General features: G+C 42.9%; 14 protein-coding genes. 7 read left to right on the forward strand and 7 right to left on the reverse strand.

The features are described 5' to 3' along the window. Positions 1-135: 135 nt before the first annotated feature. The 7 genes from KFQ09_RS10290 to KFQ09_RS10320 all read left to right on the forward strand — a co-directional run bounded on the left by KFQ09_RS10290 (position 136) and on the right by KFQ09_RS10320 (position 6,898). Entirely contained in the window at positions 136-1,248 is a 1,113-nt protein-coding gene (locus KFQ09_RS10290; RefSeq protein ID WP_255835650.1) for a CdaR family transcriptional regulator, read from the forward strand. A gap of 117 nt (positions 1,249-1,365) precedes the next feature. Beyond that, entirely contained in the window at positions 1,366-2,637 is a 1,272-nt protein-coding gene (locus KFQ09_RS10295; RefSeq protein ID WP_057078843.1) for a GntP family permease, read from the forward strand. Between the two features lie 29 nt (positions 2,638-2,666). After that, entirely contained in the window at positions 2,667-3,806 is a 1,140-nt protein-coding gene (locus KFQ09_RS10300) for a glycerate kinase (protein ID WP_050826776.1), read from the forward strand. A 93-nt stretch (positions 3,807-3,899) separates the two neighbouring features. Then, positions 3,900-4,238, forward strand: a complete 339-nt coding sequence (locus KFQ09_RS10305) for a zinc ribbon domain-containing protein YjdM (RefSeq protein WP_039962846.1) — start codon at positions 3,900-3,902, stop codon at positions 4,236-4,238. 328 nt (positions 4,239-4,566) lie between these two features. Continuing rightward, positions 4,567-5,496 carry an ABC transporter ATP-binding protein gene (locus tag KFQ09_RS10310; protein ID WP_255835651.1) on the forward strand — a complete coding sequence of 310 codons (930 nt, stop codon included), beginning with the start codon at positions 4,567-4,569 and terminating at the stop codon, positions 5,494-5,496. Continuing rightward, the gene (locus tag KFQ09_RS10315) at positions 5,493-6,443 is read left to right on the forward strand and encodes an ABC transporter permease subunit (protein ID WP_144625464.1); all 951 of its coding nucleotides are present in this window, start codon (positions 5,493-5,495) and stop codon (positions 6,441-6,443) included. Before KFQ09_RS10310 ends, KFQ09_RS10315 begins: the two co-directional genes overlap by 4 nt. A 26-nt stretch (positions 6,444-6,469) precedes the next feature. Continuing rightward, positions 6,470-6,898, forward strand: coding sequence for a DUF4064 domain-containing protein (locus KFQ09_RS10320; protein WP_007497283.1), 429 nt, complete (start codon positions 6,470-6,472; stop codon positions 6,896-6,898). A 45-nt stretch (positions 6,899-6,943) separates the two neighbouring features. Here KFQ09_RS10320 and KFQ09_RS10325 read toward each other — a convergent pair whose 3' ends face one another. From KFQ09_RS10325 to KFQ09_RS10355, 7 genes are all read right to left on the reverse strand, one after another. Next, positions 6,944-8,272, reverse strand: coding sequence for a CitMHS family transporter (locus tag KFQ09_RS10325; RefSeq protein WP_099496971.1), 1,329 nt, complete (start codon positions 8,270-8,272; stop codon positions 6,944-6,946). Positions 8,273-8,566: 294 nt separating this feature from the next. Next, positions 8,567-10,633 (reverse strand): beta-galactosidase, encoded by a 2,067-nt coding sequence (locus KFQ09_RS10330; RefSeq protein WP_017368385.1) that lies wholly within the window; start codon positions 10,631-10,633, stop codon positions 8,567-8,569. 23 nt (positions 10,634-10,656) lie between these two features. Further along, positions 10,657-11,865: a glycoside hydrolase family 53 protein gene (locus KFQ09_RS10335; protein ID WP_035703992.1), complete on the reverse strand. Its 1,209-nt coding sequence runs from the start codon at positions 11,863-11,865 to the stop codon at positions 10,657-10,659. Between the two features lie 11 nt (positions 11,866-11,876). Then, entirely contained in the window at positions 11,877-12,719 is an 843-nt protein-coding gene (locus KFQ09_RS10340) for a galactooligosaccharide ABC transporter permease GanQ (protein WP_007497274.1), read from the reverse strand. Between the two features lies 1 nt (position 12,720). After that, complete coding sequence (locus tag KFQ09_RS10345; protein ID WP_045033662.1) at positions 12,721-13,959, reverse strand: carbohydrate ABC transporter permease; 1,239 nt, start codon at positions 13,957-13,959, stop codon at positions 12,721-12,723. A 145-nt stretch (positions 13,960-14,104) separates the two neighbouring features. After that, positions 14,105-15,370 carry a galactooligosaccharide ABC transporter substrate-binding protein GanS gene (locus KFQ09_RS10350; protein ID WP_255835652.1) on the reverse strand — a complete coding sequence of 422 codons (1,266 nt, stop codon included), beginning with the start codon at positions 15,368-15,370 and terminating at the stop codon, positions 14,105-14,107. 172 nt (positions 15,371-15,542) lie between these two features. Further along, on the reverse strand, positions 15,543-16,538 hold the full coding sequence (locus KFQ09_RS10355) for a LacI family DNA-binding transcriptional regulator (RefSeq protein ID WP_017368381.1): 996 nt from the start codon (positions 16,536-16,538) through the stop codon (positions 15,543-15,545). Positions 16,539-16,584: the final 46 nt, after the last annotated feature.

The following is a 16,584-nucleotide window of genomic DNA, read 5'->3' on the forward strand; positions in this document are numbered from 1 at the left end:
CTGTCGGTCGGTCCCTTGATTTGATTAAACACTTTTTGGCGTATCTTTGTCAACGGCTGTTTTTTTCAGCTTTGCATTTATTGTGCAATGACACTATGATACATTGAATGAAAACCCCTTCAGGAGAGATGCTGAATGCAATTTTTAACCGGTGAATTGGCGCAAGAGATGGTTGAACGTACGATGCATATTTTACATCAAAACATCAATGTCATGAATGCAGATGGTGTCATTATTGGGTCTGGTGAACGAAAAAGGATTGGACAAAAACATGATGGAGCACGTCTAGTGCTGTCAAGCGGAGATAGTGTGGAGATTGATCAGGAGACGTCCCGCCGCTTAAAAGGCGTGAGACCTGGAATCAATCTGCCTATTTGCTTTCACGAACAAGTTGTTGGTGTCATTGGGATTACGGGTGAGCCAGGGGACATTCGTCATCATGCCGAGCTGGTGAAAATGGCAGCTGAACTCGTATTAGAGCAGTCTTTTCTACTTGAACGCTTCCAGTGGCGGCAGCGAATAGAGAGTGAAATTGTGAATCAGCTCATCTCCGAGTCTGACATGGGTGATCATCAGTTGAAGCACCGTGCTGACTGGCTTGGAATGGATCTAGACAAGCGGCGAATGGCTATTGTTTTTCAGCCGATTCCATCGTCCGAGGATACTGTACACAAAATGATGCATGCCATTCAATACGATAAGAATGCGGATGATTTACTAGGCATGACCTTCCGTCATGAATTAATCCTGTTAAGACAGCCGATATGTGACCATCAATTCAAGCATGTGATCGAACAGCTGCAACAAACAATGGCAGGTGCAGTTGATGGACAAGTGCTAGTGGGTGTAGGAACTGTCGCTGAGGACATGAGTCAATTACCGTTGTCCTTTCAGCATGCGAGAGAGGCCCTGCGGTTAGGAAAGGTGCTCCATCCAGAGGAAAACATATATGTCTTTGAATCTTATCAGCTTGAAAGCTTGTTTATAAAAGCGAGAGCCGCCAAAGAGGGCAAACGGTGGAGTGATTTTTATCATCCGCTGATACAAGAAATGGAGCTCGTTCAAACGTTAAAGGTTTACATTGAAGAGGGCGGGGATTTACAAAGAATCGTTGATCGTCTATTTATTCACCGTAATACACTGCGATATCGTTTAGATAAAATCCAGGCATTGACCGGAAAAGACCCTCGTCATGTGAAACAGTTGATGGAGCTGTACATAGCACAATTGGACAATCAATTGTCTTAATTGTGCATTTGCACAACTGGAAGAAGAAATAAATAAGAGAAGTTCATCTGGATTCACAACTCGATCCCAATGGGTAAACGCTTACAATTAAGAAAAGACAATCAGGAGGGATGGAGTATGGGTGGAGATGTGACAGTAAGTACATTGGGCGCATTGACTGCGCTTGTGATCGCTATTGTTCTTATTTTAAGAAAAGTATCACCTGCTTATGGCATGTTGGCAGGCGCATTTATTGGCGGTTTGGTTGGCGGTGTAGATGTTGTGCAGACCGTGAACGTCATGATGGAAGGCGCAAAGGACATGATTCCGGCTGTTCTTCGAATCATGGCGGCAGGTGTACTGGCAGGGGTTTTAATTGAGTCGGGTGCAGCGTTATCTATTGCGGAGGCCATCGTGAAAAAACTTGGAGAGGCGAGGGCACTTTTAGCACTCGCACTTGCAACAATGATTTTAACAACGGTGGGTGTTTTTGTAGATGTAGCAGTCATTACAGTAGCACCAATCGCACTTGCCATTGCCAAGCGTGCAAAACTTTCTAAAACGGGGATTTTACTTGCGATGATTGGAGGAGGGAAGGCGGGGAATATCATGTCACCGAATCCGAATGCCATTGCAGCCTCTGATGCTTTTGGTGTACCGCTTACTTCCCTGATGGCGGCAGGTGTCATACCGGCTATTTTCGGGATAGCCGTCACGTATGTATTAGCCAAAAAGCTTGCGAATAAAGGGACACCTGTTTTGGAAGAGGGAGCAGACCAAGGCGAGGTTCAAGCACCTGGTTTTCTACAAGCGCTTGTCGGCCCGCTTGTGACCATTCTCTTGTTAGCCTTAAGACCGTTGTTTCAAATAAATATTGATCCAATGATTGCCTTACCAATAGGCGGAATTGTAGGCGCTCTTTTCATGAAAAAAGGGAAGTTTCTCAATGATTATGCGATGTCAGGGCTGCATAAAATGTCAGGTGTAGCGATCATGTTACTAGGTACAGGCACATTAGCTGGAATTGTATCGAATTCTTCCATGAAAGAGGTATTTATTCAGGCGCTTGACGCTTCGGGATTACCTCCTTACTTGCTTGCACCAACGTCTGGAATTTTTATGTCGGCAGCCACAGCTTCGACAACTGCAGGGACGGCAGTTGCAAGTGGTGTATTTAGCGGAACTCTTATTGGTCTTGGTGTATCTGCCCTTTCAGGCGCAGCTATGATTCACGCTGGCGCAACTGTGCTAGACCATATGCCGCACGGAAGCTTTTTCCATGCAACGGCGGGAAGTGTTCAAATGGATATAAAAGAACGGTTGAAATTAATGCCCTTTGAATCGTTAATTGGTTTGACATTAACCGTTGTATCGACCATTATCTTTGGTATTTTCCAGCTGTTCGGCTGAGGACTTAATGAGAAACGAGGGGTTTTTGGATGAAAATTGTGATCGCACCAGATTCATTTAAAGAAAGTTTATCTGCTTATGAGACAGCATGTGCCATCGAACGAGGATTTCGCTCTATTTTGCCATATGCAGAATATATGAAAATCCCAATGGCAGATGGAGGAGAAGGCACAGTTCAATCGTTAGTGGATGCGACAGGCGGAACCATTGTCCAGCAAGTGGTCACAGGCCCGCTTGGCAAACCTGTAGATGCCTTTTTTGGTATGTTGGGAGATGGGCAGACAGCTGTCATAGAGATGGCAGCAGCATCAGGATTACATCTTGTCCCGCCAGAAAAACGGAACCCCTTATTCACGACGTCTAGAGGGACAGGAGAATTAATGCTTGCAGCGCTGGATAAAGGAGCGAAGCATTTAATCATTGGGCTTGGCGGAAGCGCAACAAATGATGGTGGCGTTGGCATGATGCAAGGTTTAGGTGCTTCTTTTCTCGATGAAGCAGGCCAAGACCTCACGCCGGGCGGTGGATCACTGAATCAATTAGCTTCTATTGATCTATCTCGACTGGATCCAAGATTGCGATCAGTCCGTCTGGAAGTGGCGTGTGATGTGGATAATCCTTTAACGGGTGAAAGAGGAGCGTCTGCTGTGTTCGGTCCTCAAAAGGGAGCAGATACAGAAATGGTTCAACTGTTGGACAAGAATTTATCTCATTTTGCACAAGTGGCTAAGCAGCATCTTCATGTCTCCTTTGGTGAGGCGGCAGGTGCAGGAGCGGCAGGAGGAATGGGCGCGAGTTTATTAGGCTTTTTACAGGCTGATCTGCAAAAGGGAATCGATATTGTACTGAAAGCCGTACATTTTGCTGACGTACTAAAGGACGCTGACCTAGTCATTACAGGGGAAGGTCGGATTGATCAGCAGACCATTTACGGCAAAACGCCAATCGGTGTAGCCAAAGCTGCGAAACAATATGGACTCCCTGTCATTGGCATCGCTGGGTCCCTCTCAAAAGACAGTGCAGTCGTACATGATCATGGCATTGATGCACTTTTTAGTATTGTCCCTGGCGTCACGACTCTGGCTGAAGCCATGCATGATGCTAGTGTGCATGTAGAGAGAACAGCGCGGAATATTGCGGCCGTCATGACATTTGGAAGAGATAAGTAAATGATGAAAAATGTTTCCTTTTCTATCACATTTCTTTCTATAGAAATGTGGTAAAATGGTTCTAAATGAAAAAGAAAGTTGGAGGAAACACAAATGTCTAATCTACCGAATTGTCCATCGTGCAGTTCAACCTATACATACGAGGATGGCAGCATGCTTATTTGTCCTGAATGTGCGCATGAGTGGTCGCTAGAACAAGAACAAGTGGCAGAGGAGCAGCTTGTTGTCAAAGATGCGAATGGAAATCTATTAAGTGATGGTGACACGGTCACTGTGATTAAAGATTTAAAAGTCAAAGGCTCTTCTTCGGTTTTAAAAATAGGAACGAAGGTCAAAGGGATTCGTTTAGTCGAAGGCGATCATAACATTGATTGTAAAATTCCTAGCTTTGGCGCGATGAAGTTAAAATCGGAGTTTGTGAAGAAAGTATAATATATGAAAAGAGGCTGTCGATCATCAGCCTCTTTTTTATTTCGATATTTATAGGTGAAAGGTATAATCTTAAACATCATTTCATACATATGTACCTATTGAAAATCATTCTTTTTTTAAAAAATCAAGCCTCTTTTCTTATAAAAATTCACGCTTTTCTTAACCCTACCTTAAAAAAGGCAGATGATTCTCTAAATTTTGCCTAATCCCCTTCACAACTTTTGGGCATTGCTGTACCATATGGAAGTGTTCTTCTATTTTTGACGGATCATGGTGTTTATCAGGAAATAGATGATAGATGATACTTAGACAAAGAAGGAGAGGTAACGTGACGAACGTTTTAGAACTGCAACATGTATCTAGGCATATTCGCGGGAAAAAGATTGTTCAAGACTTGAGTTTCTCTGTCCAAGCGGGCGAAGTCTTTGGCTTCTTAGGGCCGAATGGCGCAGGAAAAACGACAACCATTCGCATGATGGTCGGTCTTTCTCCCATTACATCCGGTGACATTCTGATTAATGGTCATAGTATTCAAACCTCATATCAGCATGCCATCCAAGATGTCGGTGCAATTATTGAAAATCCAGAAATGTATAATCATTTAACGGCAAGACAAAACCTTGTTCATTTTGCCAGAATGAATGGAAAAGTGGATGAAGGTCGAATTGATGAACTGCTAGAACTAGTTAGTTTGCAGCATGTGAAACATAAGCGTGTCCGTACGTTTTCATTAGGAATGAAGCAGCGTTTGGGGATTGCTCAGGCATTGATACATAAACCGAAACTGCTAATCTTAGATGAGCCGACCAATGGACTAGATCCAGAGGGAATTCGTATGATACGAGATTACTTGAGAAGGCTGGCAAAGGAAGAAGGGCTTGCTGTCATTGTTTCAAGTCACCTCATGTCAGAAATGGAATTGATGTGTGATCGTTTCGCCATTATCCAAAAAGGAAAGCTGATTGCGATTGAGGATCAGCGTGCAGAAACGAAGCAGGATGATTTGGTCAACTATCGTATGAAAGTAGCATCAAGTGAGATTGAAGAAGCTCAAAAGCTCATTGAAGCATTTGAGGAAGGTATCACAGTTAGAGAAGAGGAGCAGTACTTATTCTTCTCCATCCTAGAAGAGAAGATGCCACAATTGATTCGTCATTTGAGCGAGGCTTCTATTCATTTGTACGAAATCAAAGTAGAAAAACAAACCTTAGAAGATAAGTTCTTAAGCTTAACAGGTAAAAAGGAGGCAGACGTATGATTCGCCTCATTCAAAACGAGTGGATGAAAATCAGTTATCGTGTGGGTACTTGGATTATGGTTGGGCTTCTTGTTTTAGGTATGATTGCGACGTTGATTTTTGCTGTTAAGACAAATGACGGAGATCAAGCATCCGGTGATTGGAAAACTGAGTTGCAAGAAATCAATAAAGCAAAGAAGCAAGAATTGAAAGAGGATAATATAAGATTTTATAAGAGATCCCTTGAAACCGATATAGCGATCAATGAGTATCGAATCAAACATGATTTACCTCCAGCCGATCAATTCGGTAAAAATGCATGGACTTATGTGAAAACAAATGCTAATTTGCTTCAGCTGGTAGGTGTATTTGTGATTATTATTGCAGCCACAATTGTCTCGGCTGAATATAAGCATGGTACAATTAAATTATTATTGATTCGTCCACCATCCAGGTTGAAGGTTCTTTTGTCTAAATACTTTACCGTTCAACTATATTCACTTTTCTTGATCGCTGTCCTATTTATCTTATCCTTTATCTTAGGTGCGATATTCTTTGGACTAAACAATGATTATGTGTATTTGGCTTATCAAAATGGTGAAGTCATTGAACGGTCTCAGTTTGCAAATATGGTCTCTTATTATTTGGCGCATTGTGCTATGTTTGTTGTATTAGGGACACTTTCTTTTGCCATCTCAACGGTGTTTAGAAGTGAGGCCATTTCCATAGCGATTAGTGTATTAGCCTATGTTGTGGGAGCATCCATCACAAGCATTTTGATGTTCTTCTTTGATTGGGCGAAATATTTATTGTTTGCCAACGATCCTGCACAGTATTTCGCAGAAACACCTACTTTTATCGAAGACATGTCCCTAGGTTTCTCACTAACGGTCCTAGTCATTTATTGGGCTATCTTCTTGGCGGTTGCTTTAATCGTCTTCCAAAAGCGAGAAGTAAAAACAGGTTAATTTAACTTTTTAGGAGGTTTCTATCAATGATTAAGCGTAAAGGTGAAAAAATTATGGGGATTATCAGTATTGTCCTCAACGTAATTGGTGTTGGTTTTGGGGCATTGATGCTCTCTGTGGACCCAGCATTTTATGAAGAAATGAATGAAATTTTACAAGAGGAAGGCAGCGCCTTGCCAGTTGAAACACTTGAGGCGTCGGTTCATGCCTTTGGCGTTCAGTTTATGGTTGTTTCCGCAATTGCGGCTGTTTTAGCCCTTGTTGGTGTGATTGTCTTGAAAACAGACCGCCGTGCCGTGCTTTCTGGTATTCTTTTCTTGGTTTCCGCTGTGACTCTTTTAATTGGAACTGTTGGTCTTGCTTTCGTTCCGATGATCTTGTTGCTAATCGTTGGATTGATGTCACTGATTAGAAAACCGAAAACAGACATTCACACGAGTGAATATCCTTCATAATTCAAAGAAAAAGACATGCGCTGATTTTGCGCATGTCTTTCTTTTTTATATGATGCCAATCAGTTTGGCGATGATGAGTAAAACGATACTGAACCCCCACATCCAAAAGAAGGAGTAGCGGATATGTTTCCCCATATCGACCCCTGCAAGACCGATGGCAAGCCATACAGCAGGTGCAAGAGGGCTGACAAAGGTGCCGATGATATTTCCAATCATCATGGCGTATGCCGCAGATGTCCCTGACACACCAACCTCTGATGTAATCGATTCGACAATCGGCAAGAGTGCATAATAATAGGCATCCGTACTTGTCAGCATATCAAGAGGAACCCCAAATATCCCCACAATGATATGTAAAAATGGCAGTAAGAAAGCTGGCAAAATGTGAATACTGTCCACTGCAATTGCCTTCAGCATGCCCGTTCCTTCAAGAATTCCTAAAAAAGAACCTGCGGAGAAAATTACAGCTGCCATCATTAGTGCACTTGGAGCATGCGCCTTAATTCGCTCCATTTGTACATTCACATTCGGATAGTTCACCAAAAGTGCTAGTGAAAGACCAATCATAAACATATAACTAGCAGGAATCACGTTCAGCACGAGAAGGACAACAACAGCTAAAAATAGAATAAAGTTGACCCAGATTAAGTGATAACGCTTTAAAGACGCATCGCCTGTTTCGCTGATCGATTGAATGGCACGATCCCAATCGGCGCCTTCTAATTGGACAGCGGCTACTTCATTTGCGGCGATTTTCACCCGAATTCGTTTTTCTTCTCTTTTTCCTAAAATGAATGCCATTCCTAATACGAGCACGACCCCGATCAGCTGAATGGGAATAAGCGGTACCCACAGTTCAGATGGGTCCATATTTAGAACACTTGCTGCCCGTCCTGTGGGGCCAGCCCATGGAATCATATTTGTTAATCCAGCACTCGTCCCGATTAACAAAAGCAATAAATAAGGACTCATATGTAATTTTTTATAAAGCGGAAGCAGTGCAGGTACAGTTAATAAAAAGGTGGTAGCTCCTGCTCCGTCTAAGTGTGCGATGACCCCAATCAAGGCAGTTCCCATCGCAACTGTGACAACATTTCCTTTTGTCAGCTTGATTAATGCTTTAATTACAGGTTCAAAGAACCCTGTATCTTGTAAAATGCCAAAAAATAAAATGGCGAAGATAAACATGGTCGCCACTGGCAATACTTTGATAATTCCTTGTTCAAAGAAAGTTTGAATGTCATTGATACCAAATCCCGCGATGAGCGCCCCTATTAAAGGCACCATGACCATGGCGACAATTGGACTCGCTTTCCCCCAAATCAGCAAAACAACAATCGTTAAAATAATCAACAATCCAACAAACGTTAACATAAGCCCCTCCCCCTACAATAAACCGTTTACATTTGTTTGTTTTTATACCAATGCAGTCCCACATCTGCATTGAAAAAAAGAGTATCAAAAATATGAGTATTAGGCAACCGCTTTCATACCTATACAATGGTAAAAAAGGATGGTGAATCCAATCGTGGCGCGGTGTTCAATATGTCAAAAAATTTAGATAAAAAATAATGATTATATTGGTAATCTACTACCGGAAGAGATTTTATAGGTATTTAGATTCACTTAAAAGTAAAAAGCGCCCTTTGGATGGACGCTTCTTTCACACTATTTTTTCAAAATAACGTATTCGTAAGGATTCAGTTGTAACAGTTGAGATGTATGCTGTCCAGTCAGCATATTTTCATAGCTTTCCGATGAATCTAGTGAAATGTTCTGTTGCTGTTCTGTAAAATTCATCATAAACACAAAGTCCTGCGATCCATCTGTTCGTTTCTGGACACTGACTCCCTCTGGAATCGAAGAGGATAGGATGGGTTGTATGCCTATTCCTGTGATGAGATCTTCGTAAAAATCATCATAAAACGCTTGCTCATTTTCAGAAGCCATATAGTATGCTTTCCCTTTGCCAAATGGACGAACAGTAAGGGCGGGCTGTCCTTCATAGCAGCCATTCTCAAAATGCCCTAACACAGAGGCTGATTCTGGGTGAATGGATTCGCAATATTGCCCGACATGGTAGGTGCGTCCATTTCCTGTGGTCATTAAAACGTGTTCATCTGGCATCAATGTGTTGATTTCCTCTGCCCAAACACCAAGTACATGGCGGAGAGGGCCAGGGAAACCACCGAGGAAACAGAGGTCGTTTTCATCGACCATGCCGCTCCAGTATGTTGCCACAAAAATGCCGCCCTCTTTGACAAATGCTTCGATTTTTTCTGCCACGCCTGGTTTGATCATGTAGAGCATTGGTCCAACAAGCACTCGATAGGATGAGAAATCCTTTTCCATCCCGACAATATCAACAGGGATGCCCTTTTTCCAGAAACTGCGATAGTGAGTTTGGCAAGCCTCTACATAGCGTTTGTTGGTATTATTTAAGCCTTGCGCATCATCAATTGCCCAATGGTTTTCCCAATCATATATGATGGCGACTTCTGGTTGAACGGATGTACCTGCAATCGGCTGAAGCTGCTCCAGCTGTTTTCCTAAATCAGCGACTTCTTGAAACACACGCGTGTGTTCATGTCCTGAATGATCCACAACAGCGCCGTGGAATTTTTCAGAGGCGCCTCGGCCTTGTCTCCACTGGAAATAAAGGACGGAGTCGGACCCGTGGGCAATCGCCTGCATGGCAGAGAGGTGTGCCATTCCTTTATGCTTCACCTTATTCACTTCATGCCAGTTCACGAGGCTTGGTGTGCTTTCCATCACAAGAAACGGCTGACCGCCCTTTAATGAACGATACAAATCATGAACGAAGGCGACGTTTGACGCTAATTCTGCAGTGGTTTCTCTGCCGCTATGCCATGCTGGATAGCTATCCCATGAGATCACGTCGACTTCTTTTGCAAATTGATGATAATCCAATCCAAGGAATGGACGCATATGCGGATAGTCGCCCATAAAATTGGTGGTTACTGGCACATGAGGTGTTAATTCTCTCAGCGGTTCAATTTCATTTTGATAAAAATTGATCGTTTGCGCTGTGACAAAACGCTTCCAATCTAGGTTCATGCCGTGAATCATGTGCTCCCCGTGCGGTGCAGGTGACTCGATTTGCGACCAATCGGTAAAGGTGTGGCTCCAAAATCCCGTCCACCATGCTTGATTCAAAGCTTCAAGGTCATGGTTGTATTTGTCTTTCAAATAGTCTCTAAATGCTTCTTGGCAAAGATCACAATGACATTCACCGCCGTATTCATTTGAAATGTGCCACATGATCAGCGCTGGATGATCCTTGTAGCGTTCAGCGAGCAAACGATTGAGTGTATTCGTTTTTTCTCGATAAACCGGTGAGGTGAAGCAATGATTATGGCGAAGTCCGTGTAAGTTGCGCTGGCGGTTTGCTTCAACGCGTAAGACTTCTGGATATGTTTGCGAGAGCCAAGCAGGTCTTGCTCCGCTTGGCGTGGCGAGAATGGCGTGAGCTCCCTGCGCTGCCAAGCGGTCCATGATATCATCCAGCCAGGCAAAATCATATTCCCCTTCTTTTGGCTCGAGCTTGCTCCAAGCGAAAATATTGATAGAGAATGTTTGACAGTGTGCAAGCTTCATTAATCGAAAATCTTCGTCAATGATCTCCGGCATATGAAGCCATTGATCAGGGTTATAGTCGCCACCATGCAAAAAGCCTTTCACATTTGGGTGAACGAGTGGGTAACGCTTTCCCATTTTGTCACGTCCTATCTGTTTAATTACGGTGTCATTTGTTTAAATACATCAAGAGAAGGCAGTGCTTTTCCGTTGAAATCAAACATGGCCTGATTTTCCCAAGCATTCCCGACTGTGCCGGTTGTTTGAATGTAAGCGAGCCCGTATTGACTAGACCATGGCGCACCTTTTGCTGGAATCCAAAGCGGCTCCCAATAAAAGAACCCTTTCCCGCGATTGTTTTTCACTTGTGAAATTTTTTCTGATAGATCTCGTATAAAAGATGCCTGCCCTTGTGGTGATGCTGGATAACCGGCCGTATTGACTGAATCTTGGTTAAATGAGTTATCGAGGTTGTCACCATTTGCTGTTGTAAAGCCGTAGGCGGTTTCTACCACGATGACATCTTTGTTATAGCGGGCGCTAATATCATTCATATTGTTAGTAAGACCGCTAAATCCGCCGTCCCAATACGGGTAGTAGGATAAACCGATCGTATCGAACGAAACGCCTCGTTTGGTGATTTCATCAAACCACCAGCGAGATGCGCCATTGTCTCCTCCATGTGCAAGGTGAAGCATGACTTTGATGTTTGAATCGACAGAGCGGACAGCATTTGTTCCCGCTTTTAGCAAAGCAGCGAGTCGGTCAAATTCACCGCCGCCTTCACCCCAGCTTTTTCCGTTCGGCCAAAGCATACCTGAATTCAATTCATTCCCGACCTGCACCATATTTGGTAGGGCATTTTGTGCTCTCATCGCTTTGAGCACATCGCTTGTGTAAGTGCCAACCGCTTTCTCTAAATCGCTTTGCGAGAGATTGGTCCAAGCTTTCGGTTTGAACTGTTTACCGGGATCGGTCCAGAAATCACTGTAGTGAAAATCAAGCAGCACTTTCATATTTTGTGCTTTTGCACGTTTCGAGAGAGCAATGGCGGTATTTAAATCGTTTGTCCCGCCGTTATATGCACGGCCTTGGTTGTCGTATGGATGGTTCCAGAGTCTGATGCGTACATAGTTGACACCTTTCTCTTTTAATAGCTTGAGCGGATCAACCTGCTGCCAGTTTTGGTTGTAGTATTTGCCGCCGCTTCGCTCCACTTCTGCGAGCATGGAGATATCGGCTCCTTTGATGAAATCACCTTGCAATCCATTGATCGGTTTCACCGAAATCGTATCAGCCTTTGCTTCAGGCAGAATACCTAACCCCATCAGAAAGAAAACGACAACAGTGACAAGCAACCATTTCTTCATCAAATCTCCCCTTATCCTTTTGTCCCGCCTTGTGTGAGGCCGGATACAAATTGTTTTTGTAAAACAAGAAACAATAAAGCAACTGGAATCGCAATGAGTAAAGCCCCGGCTGCAAAGGTCGTGTAGCTGGCACCCATTTTGTCTGATACAAGATTGTATAGACCGATTGGGAGCGTATACATTTCGGGTGAACGGACAATGACACTGGAGATGATGAAATCACCCAGCGGTCCTGTAAATGAGTTGATGGCAACAACGGCTAAAATCGGCTTGGCAAGTGGCATAATAATTTGGATGAAAATCCGGAAATGCCCTGCGCCATCCATTCTGGCTGATTCATCGAGATCCTTTGGAATCGCATCAAGATAACCTTTCATTAAATACGTATTCATCGGGATTTGTCCGCCTGCATAAATCAAAATCAATGCGAGGTGGCTGTTAATGAGTCCAAGCATTTGAGCCAATACAAAAATGGCAATCAGCGCTGAAAATTGAGGAATCATTTGCAGCAGCAAAAAGAGCATCAGTCCATTCTTGCGTCCTTTGAATCGGAACCTAGAAAAGGCATAACCTGTAAAGCTAACAAGGATCAACGTTAAGAGCATAGTCGCAATACTGATTTTCATTGAGTTCCAATACCATTTTGCATAAAGTGCTCCCTGACCGAAGAAGAGTTCTGTAAAGTGACTGAACGTTGGATTCTTCGGAAACATGCTTGTGCTCATCAGGCTATTCCCAGGATTAAAGGAAGCACCGATCGTCCAAAGGAGTGGATATAGAATACAAACGGAGGCAATGAAAAGGATGAAATAAGTGATACTCAGGCGAATGAGCTTATTTTGTTTTGATCCCATATCACATCATGTCCTCCTCTTTAAATGAATTCGTTCTCTTAAACTGCCAAAGTGCAATGGCGATGACGAAGATCGACAGTAAGATCGTAACAGCGGCAGCGAGTGCATATTGAGAAGATTGCATCGTCAGTTTGTAAATCCAAGACACCAAGATGTCCGTTCCCCCAGCAGTTGAGCCAGCCACAGGCGGTCCTCCGCCATTAAATAAGTAGATGATATTAAAGTTGTTAAAGTTAAACGTATATTGCGTAATTAATATAGGTGCAATTGAATAGAGGACAAGCGGTAATGTAATGGAACGGAATTTCTGAAAGAAATTTGCCCCATCAATGGTTGCAGCCTCGTATAAATCTTCAGGAATGGCCTGCAAAACGCCAGTTGTCATAATGAACACAAAAGGAAAACCAAGCCAAGTCTGCATCGCAATAAGAGCGATTTTGCTCCAAAATGGATCTGTCAGCCATGGTTTTGGATCAATTCCAATCGATGCAAAAAGGGTATTGTTGATCGCACCAAACGTGTCGTTAAACAATCCAGCAAACACCAAAATGGTCACAAATCCTGGAACAGCCCACGGCAGAATCAAAATCGTTCTGAAAAACCGTTTTCCTTTTAAATCTTTTTGATTGAGCAGAACCGCTAGGAAAATGCCGACAGCACATTGAAGGGTCGATGCAGCCAACGTCCATACGACCGTCCAGCCTAGTACATCAATGAATGTGTCTCTCCAAATATCGATTGAAAAGATATTTTGAAAGTTTTTGATGCCTACCCAATCAATGAGATTGGCAGGAGGCGAGTGGTATAAATCATAGTTTGTAAAGGCCAGCGCAAAGCTGAACATAATAGGAAAGACAACAGAGAATAGAAGTAAAAAGAAAGCAGGAGTGCTCATTAAATAAGGAAAGCCTTGGTCGATGAGCTGATGGTATTGAGCACGGATGGAATGAAGCGGAACCCCTTGATCACGTTTCTTTCCGTTCATAAATGCATCTCGTATCATGAGTACATAAAAACCGATGCCAAATCCAGCTGTTAAAAGTGCAATAATTCCTTTTGCTAAAAGGAAAACAGAGTTGTCACGAGGCAGCATCGTACCAAGTGTGAACAGCCCCCAGAAGCCAATATTGAATAAATCATAAAACACAAGTAGAAAAGAAACGCCAAACAGGAAAAAGAGTGCCCCTTTGCCATACTGTTTGTTGTATATTTGCCCCATCCCGGGTATAAGAGAGAACATTAGCGCCCGTCTCCGGTGTGTCTTTGATTCCACTATGTGTGTGCGGTCTAGTTCAAGGTTACCCGTCACGTCTAACACCTACTTCATATGAAATTAGATCAAGTGCAGGCAGCATGACAGATGAACAGCTACCTGCGCTTGGTGTTTATTTGGAGTGATTCGCTTTAATTTGCGAGTCGATTTGTTTGACCGCATCATCAAATGCCTTTTTCACATCGGTACGGCCAGTCGCAATCAGCCCTAATGCGCTGTCAATTGGCTTCCACACCTCTGCCATTTCTGGATTGTTCGGTGTCAGTGTGGCATATTTCGTTTGCTTTGAAACAGCATCCGCATTAGCGTTTTCAGTAATGACTGGGTCTTTCATCAGCTTTTTCACTGGTGGAATTTCCTCTGTTACTTCAAAGCGCTTTTTCGAATTTTTTTCGTTCGTGACAAACTCAACAAATTTCTCGGCAAGTTCTTTATTTTTAGAATAAGAGGAGACGTTGTAGCTCTTTACACCTAAGAACGAGCTCATATGTTTTCCGTTAGGGAGTGTTGGCAGTTCCGTCACGCCATAGTCGATACCCGCATCTTTATAAGGACCAAATGACCATGGACCAGAAATCACAGCCGCTGCCTTTTTCTCAGTGAATAAGGAATTGAGGACATTGATTCCTTGCTCACCAATGATGCCTTTCGGGAAAAGTCCTTCGCTAAAGAATGTTTGAATGTATTTTCCGCCTTCGATGGCACCATCGTTATTAAGACCAATATCATTGACGTCATAAGACCCATCGTTTTTCTGTTTGAAAATATAGCCACCTGAACCGCCTAATACACTTTCTGCGTAATAAATTTCATCCCACTTCGCAACAAAACCGTATTTCCCGTCCTTTGTCAGCTTTTTCGAAAGGTCATACCAGCCATCGAGTGTCGTTGGTGCCTTTTTCACAAGGTCTTTGTTATAGAAAAGCACAGTGGTTTCAACGGATTTTGGCAGGCCATATAGCTTGCCATCTATCGTTTGTGATTGAATCGATTCGTCTGTGAAGGAATTGATCACTTTTTCATCTGGTTTGATTTCTTGTAACAATCCCTCTGTGACAGCTGATCCAATTTGGTCGTGAGGCATGGTGATGACATCTGGACCAGTGCCGGCTGCGCCATCAAGACGAAGCGCTTCAATTTGGTCGGCATATGCTTTTTCGACTACTTTGACTTTCACGTCGTTTTGTTTTTCAAATTCTTTGACGGCGTCTTGAATCCCATCAGACTTTTTGACATCCTCCCACACTAGCAAGGTCTTTGTACCTGTAGATGTCGGCTGTGTACCGCTTGAATTGTCATCTCCTGGTCCGCATGCTGACAGTAGCAGCACAGCAGTACCAACGACTGCCGATAATGTCGCCCATTTTCCCTTTTTCATTCGTAATCCCCTCTCGTTCTTTTTTCACAGATGATAAGAAAACGCTTTCTTAATGTGAGAATATCAACTTGAGTAAAAAAAGTAAACACATTTTATTAAATTTATTAAGTAAAATTTTTTACTGAAATAAAGAGAAAAGAAGCCCACCATATACGGCAGGCCTTCCAGCTGTTTATATCGTGCTTTTCCGAAAGACAGGTTCTGAGGCAATCAGCACGGTTTTTGGTAATGTTCTGCCATCAACAAGTCTTTCTAAAAGTAAATCGACAGCTGTTTCGCAAAGTAAAGAGGTATGGATGTGATAAGTTGTGAGCGGTGGTGACACATATTGAGAGACGTGAATATCGTTGATACTAAAGACACTCACTCGATTTGGTAAAGAAAAACCGCGTTCATTTAATGCTTGTAAACAGCCTATCGCAAGAGGATCACTTGCGACACAAAAAGCGGTTGGCAGGTGATCACCGAGCTCGTCGATCGCCTTCATCATCAATGAATAGCCTTCATCTACAGAGAAGTGGTGACCGATATAGACCAATTGTTCATCCAGTTTGTTGTGTGCTGTCATGTACTGGCGAAAGGTCGTTTCACGAATATCTGGAATCCGCCTATTTGTATTGAGATCAAGATCTGTCCCGCCAATAAATCCGATGGATGTGTGCTGTTTTTCGATAAAAGAATCAATAATCTTTTCTACAATTCGTTTCAGGTTTGGTTTTACAGAATCAAAGCGGTCTTCATCTGGTGATGTATCAATAAAGACGATATGTTTTGTGATCGCATATAATTGATCCAGCTCAGTTTTTTTAAATCGACCGATGGCGATGATGCCTTCTGTAGAAGGATCAATAGAATGAAGACCATCAGATGGGTTGTAAGCGGTAACATTTAAGCTTCGGGTATTGGTGAGTTCCTCGATGCCTAGACGAATGGATTTAAAATAAATATCTTCAAGCTCTTCTTTTTCAGTCATCCAATAGAGAAAGGCAATTTTTTTTAGTGAATGTTTGAATGTCTTTTTTTGATAGGACAAAGCTTCTGCTGCCGCGTATACTCTCTCACGTGTTTGATTTGTAACAGATAGGTTGGGATCTTGGTTCAATACGCGAGACACGGTGGCGATGGATAATCCGGCTTTTTCCGCAATGTCCTTTATTTTAGCTCCCAAGTCAGCACCTCCTATAGAAAATATCTCCTTTCAGTATAGAGTCTTT

It is taken from the genome of Bacillus sp. FS02, from assembly GCF_024398395.1.
In the GTDB taxonomy this organism is placed as follows: Bacteria; Bacillota; Bacilli; order Bacillales; family Bacillaceae; genus Bacillus; species Bacillus altitudinis.

Excerpts from the sequence above, each read along its gene's own strand:
- KFQ09_RS10305 (WP_039962846.1), top strand. The coding sequence starts at position 3,900 with ATGTCTAATCTACCGAATTGTCCATCGTGCAGTTCAACCTATACATAC.
- KFQ09_RS10290 (WP_255835650.1), top strand. The coding sequence starts at position 136 with ATGCAATTTTTAACCGGTGAATTGGCGCAAGAGATGGTTGAACGTACG.
- KFQ09_RS10345 (WP_045033662.1), bottom strand. The coding sequence starts at position 13,959 with ATGTTCTCTCTTATACCCGGGATGGGGCAAATATACAACAAACAGTAT.
- KFQ09_RS10325 (WP_099496971.1), bottom strand. The coding sequence starts at position 8,272 with ATGTTAACGTTTGTTGGATTGTTGATTATTTTAACGATTGTTGTTTTG.
- KFQ09_RS10340 (WP_007497274.1), bottom strand. The coding sequence starts at position 12,719 with ATGGGATCAAAACAAAATAAGCTCATTCGCCTGAGTATCACTTATTTC.
- KFQ09_RS10315 (WP_144625464.1), top strand. The coding sequence starts at position 5,493 with ATGATTCGCCTCATTCAAAACGAGTGGATGAAAATCAGTTATCGTGTG.
- KFQ09_RS10350 (WP_255835652.1), bottom strand. The coding sequence starts at position 15,370 with ATGAAAAAGGGAAAATGGGCGACATTATCGGCAGTCGTTGGTACTGCT.
- KFQ09_RS10295 (WP_057078843.1), top strand. The coding sequence starts at position 1,366 with ATGGGTGGAGATGTGACAGTAAGTACATTGGGCGCATTGACTGCGCTT.
- KFQ09_RS10300 (WP_050826776.1), top strand. The coding sequence starts at position 2,667 with ATGAAAATTGTGATCGCACCAGATTCATTTAAAGAAAGTTTATCTGCT.
- KFQ09_RS10320 (WP_007497283.1), top strand. The coding sequence starts at position 6,470 with ATGATTAAGCGTAAAGGTGAAAAAATTATGGGGATTATCAGTATTGTC.
- KFQ09_RS10330 (WP_017368385.1), bottom strand. The coding sequence starts at position 10,633 with ATGGGAAAGCGTTACCCACTCGTTCACCCAAATGTGAAAGGCTTTTTG.
- KFQ09_RS10335 (WP_035703992.1), bottom strand. The coding sequence starts at position 11,865 with ATGAAGAAATGGTTGCTTGTCACTGTTGTCGTTTTCTTTCTGATGGGG.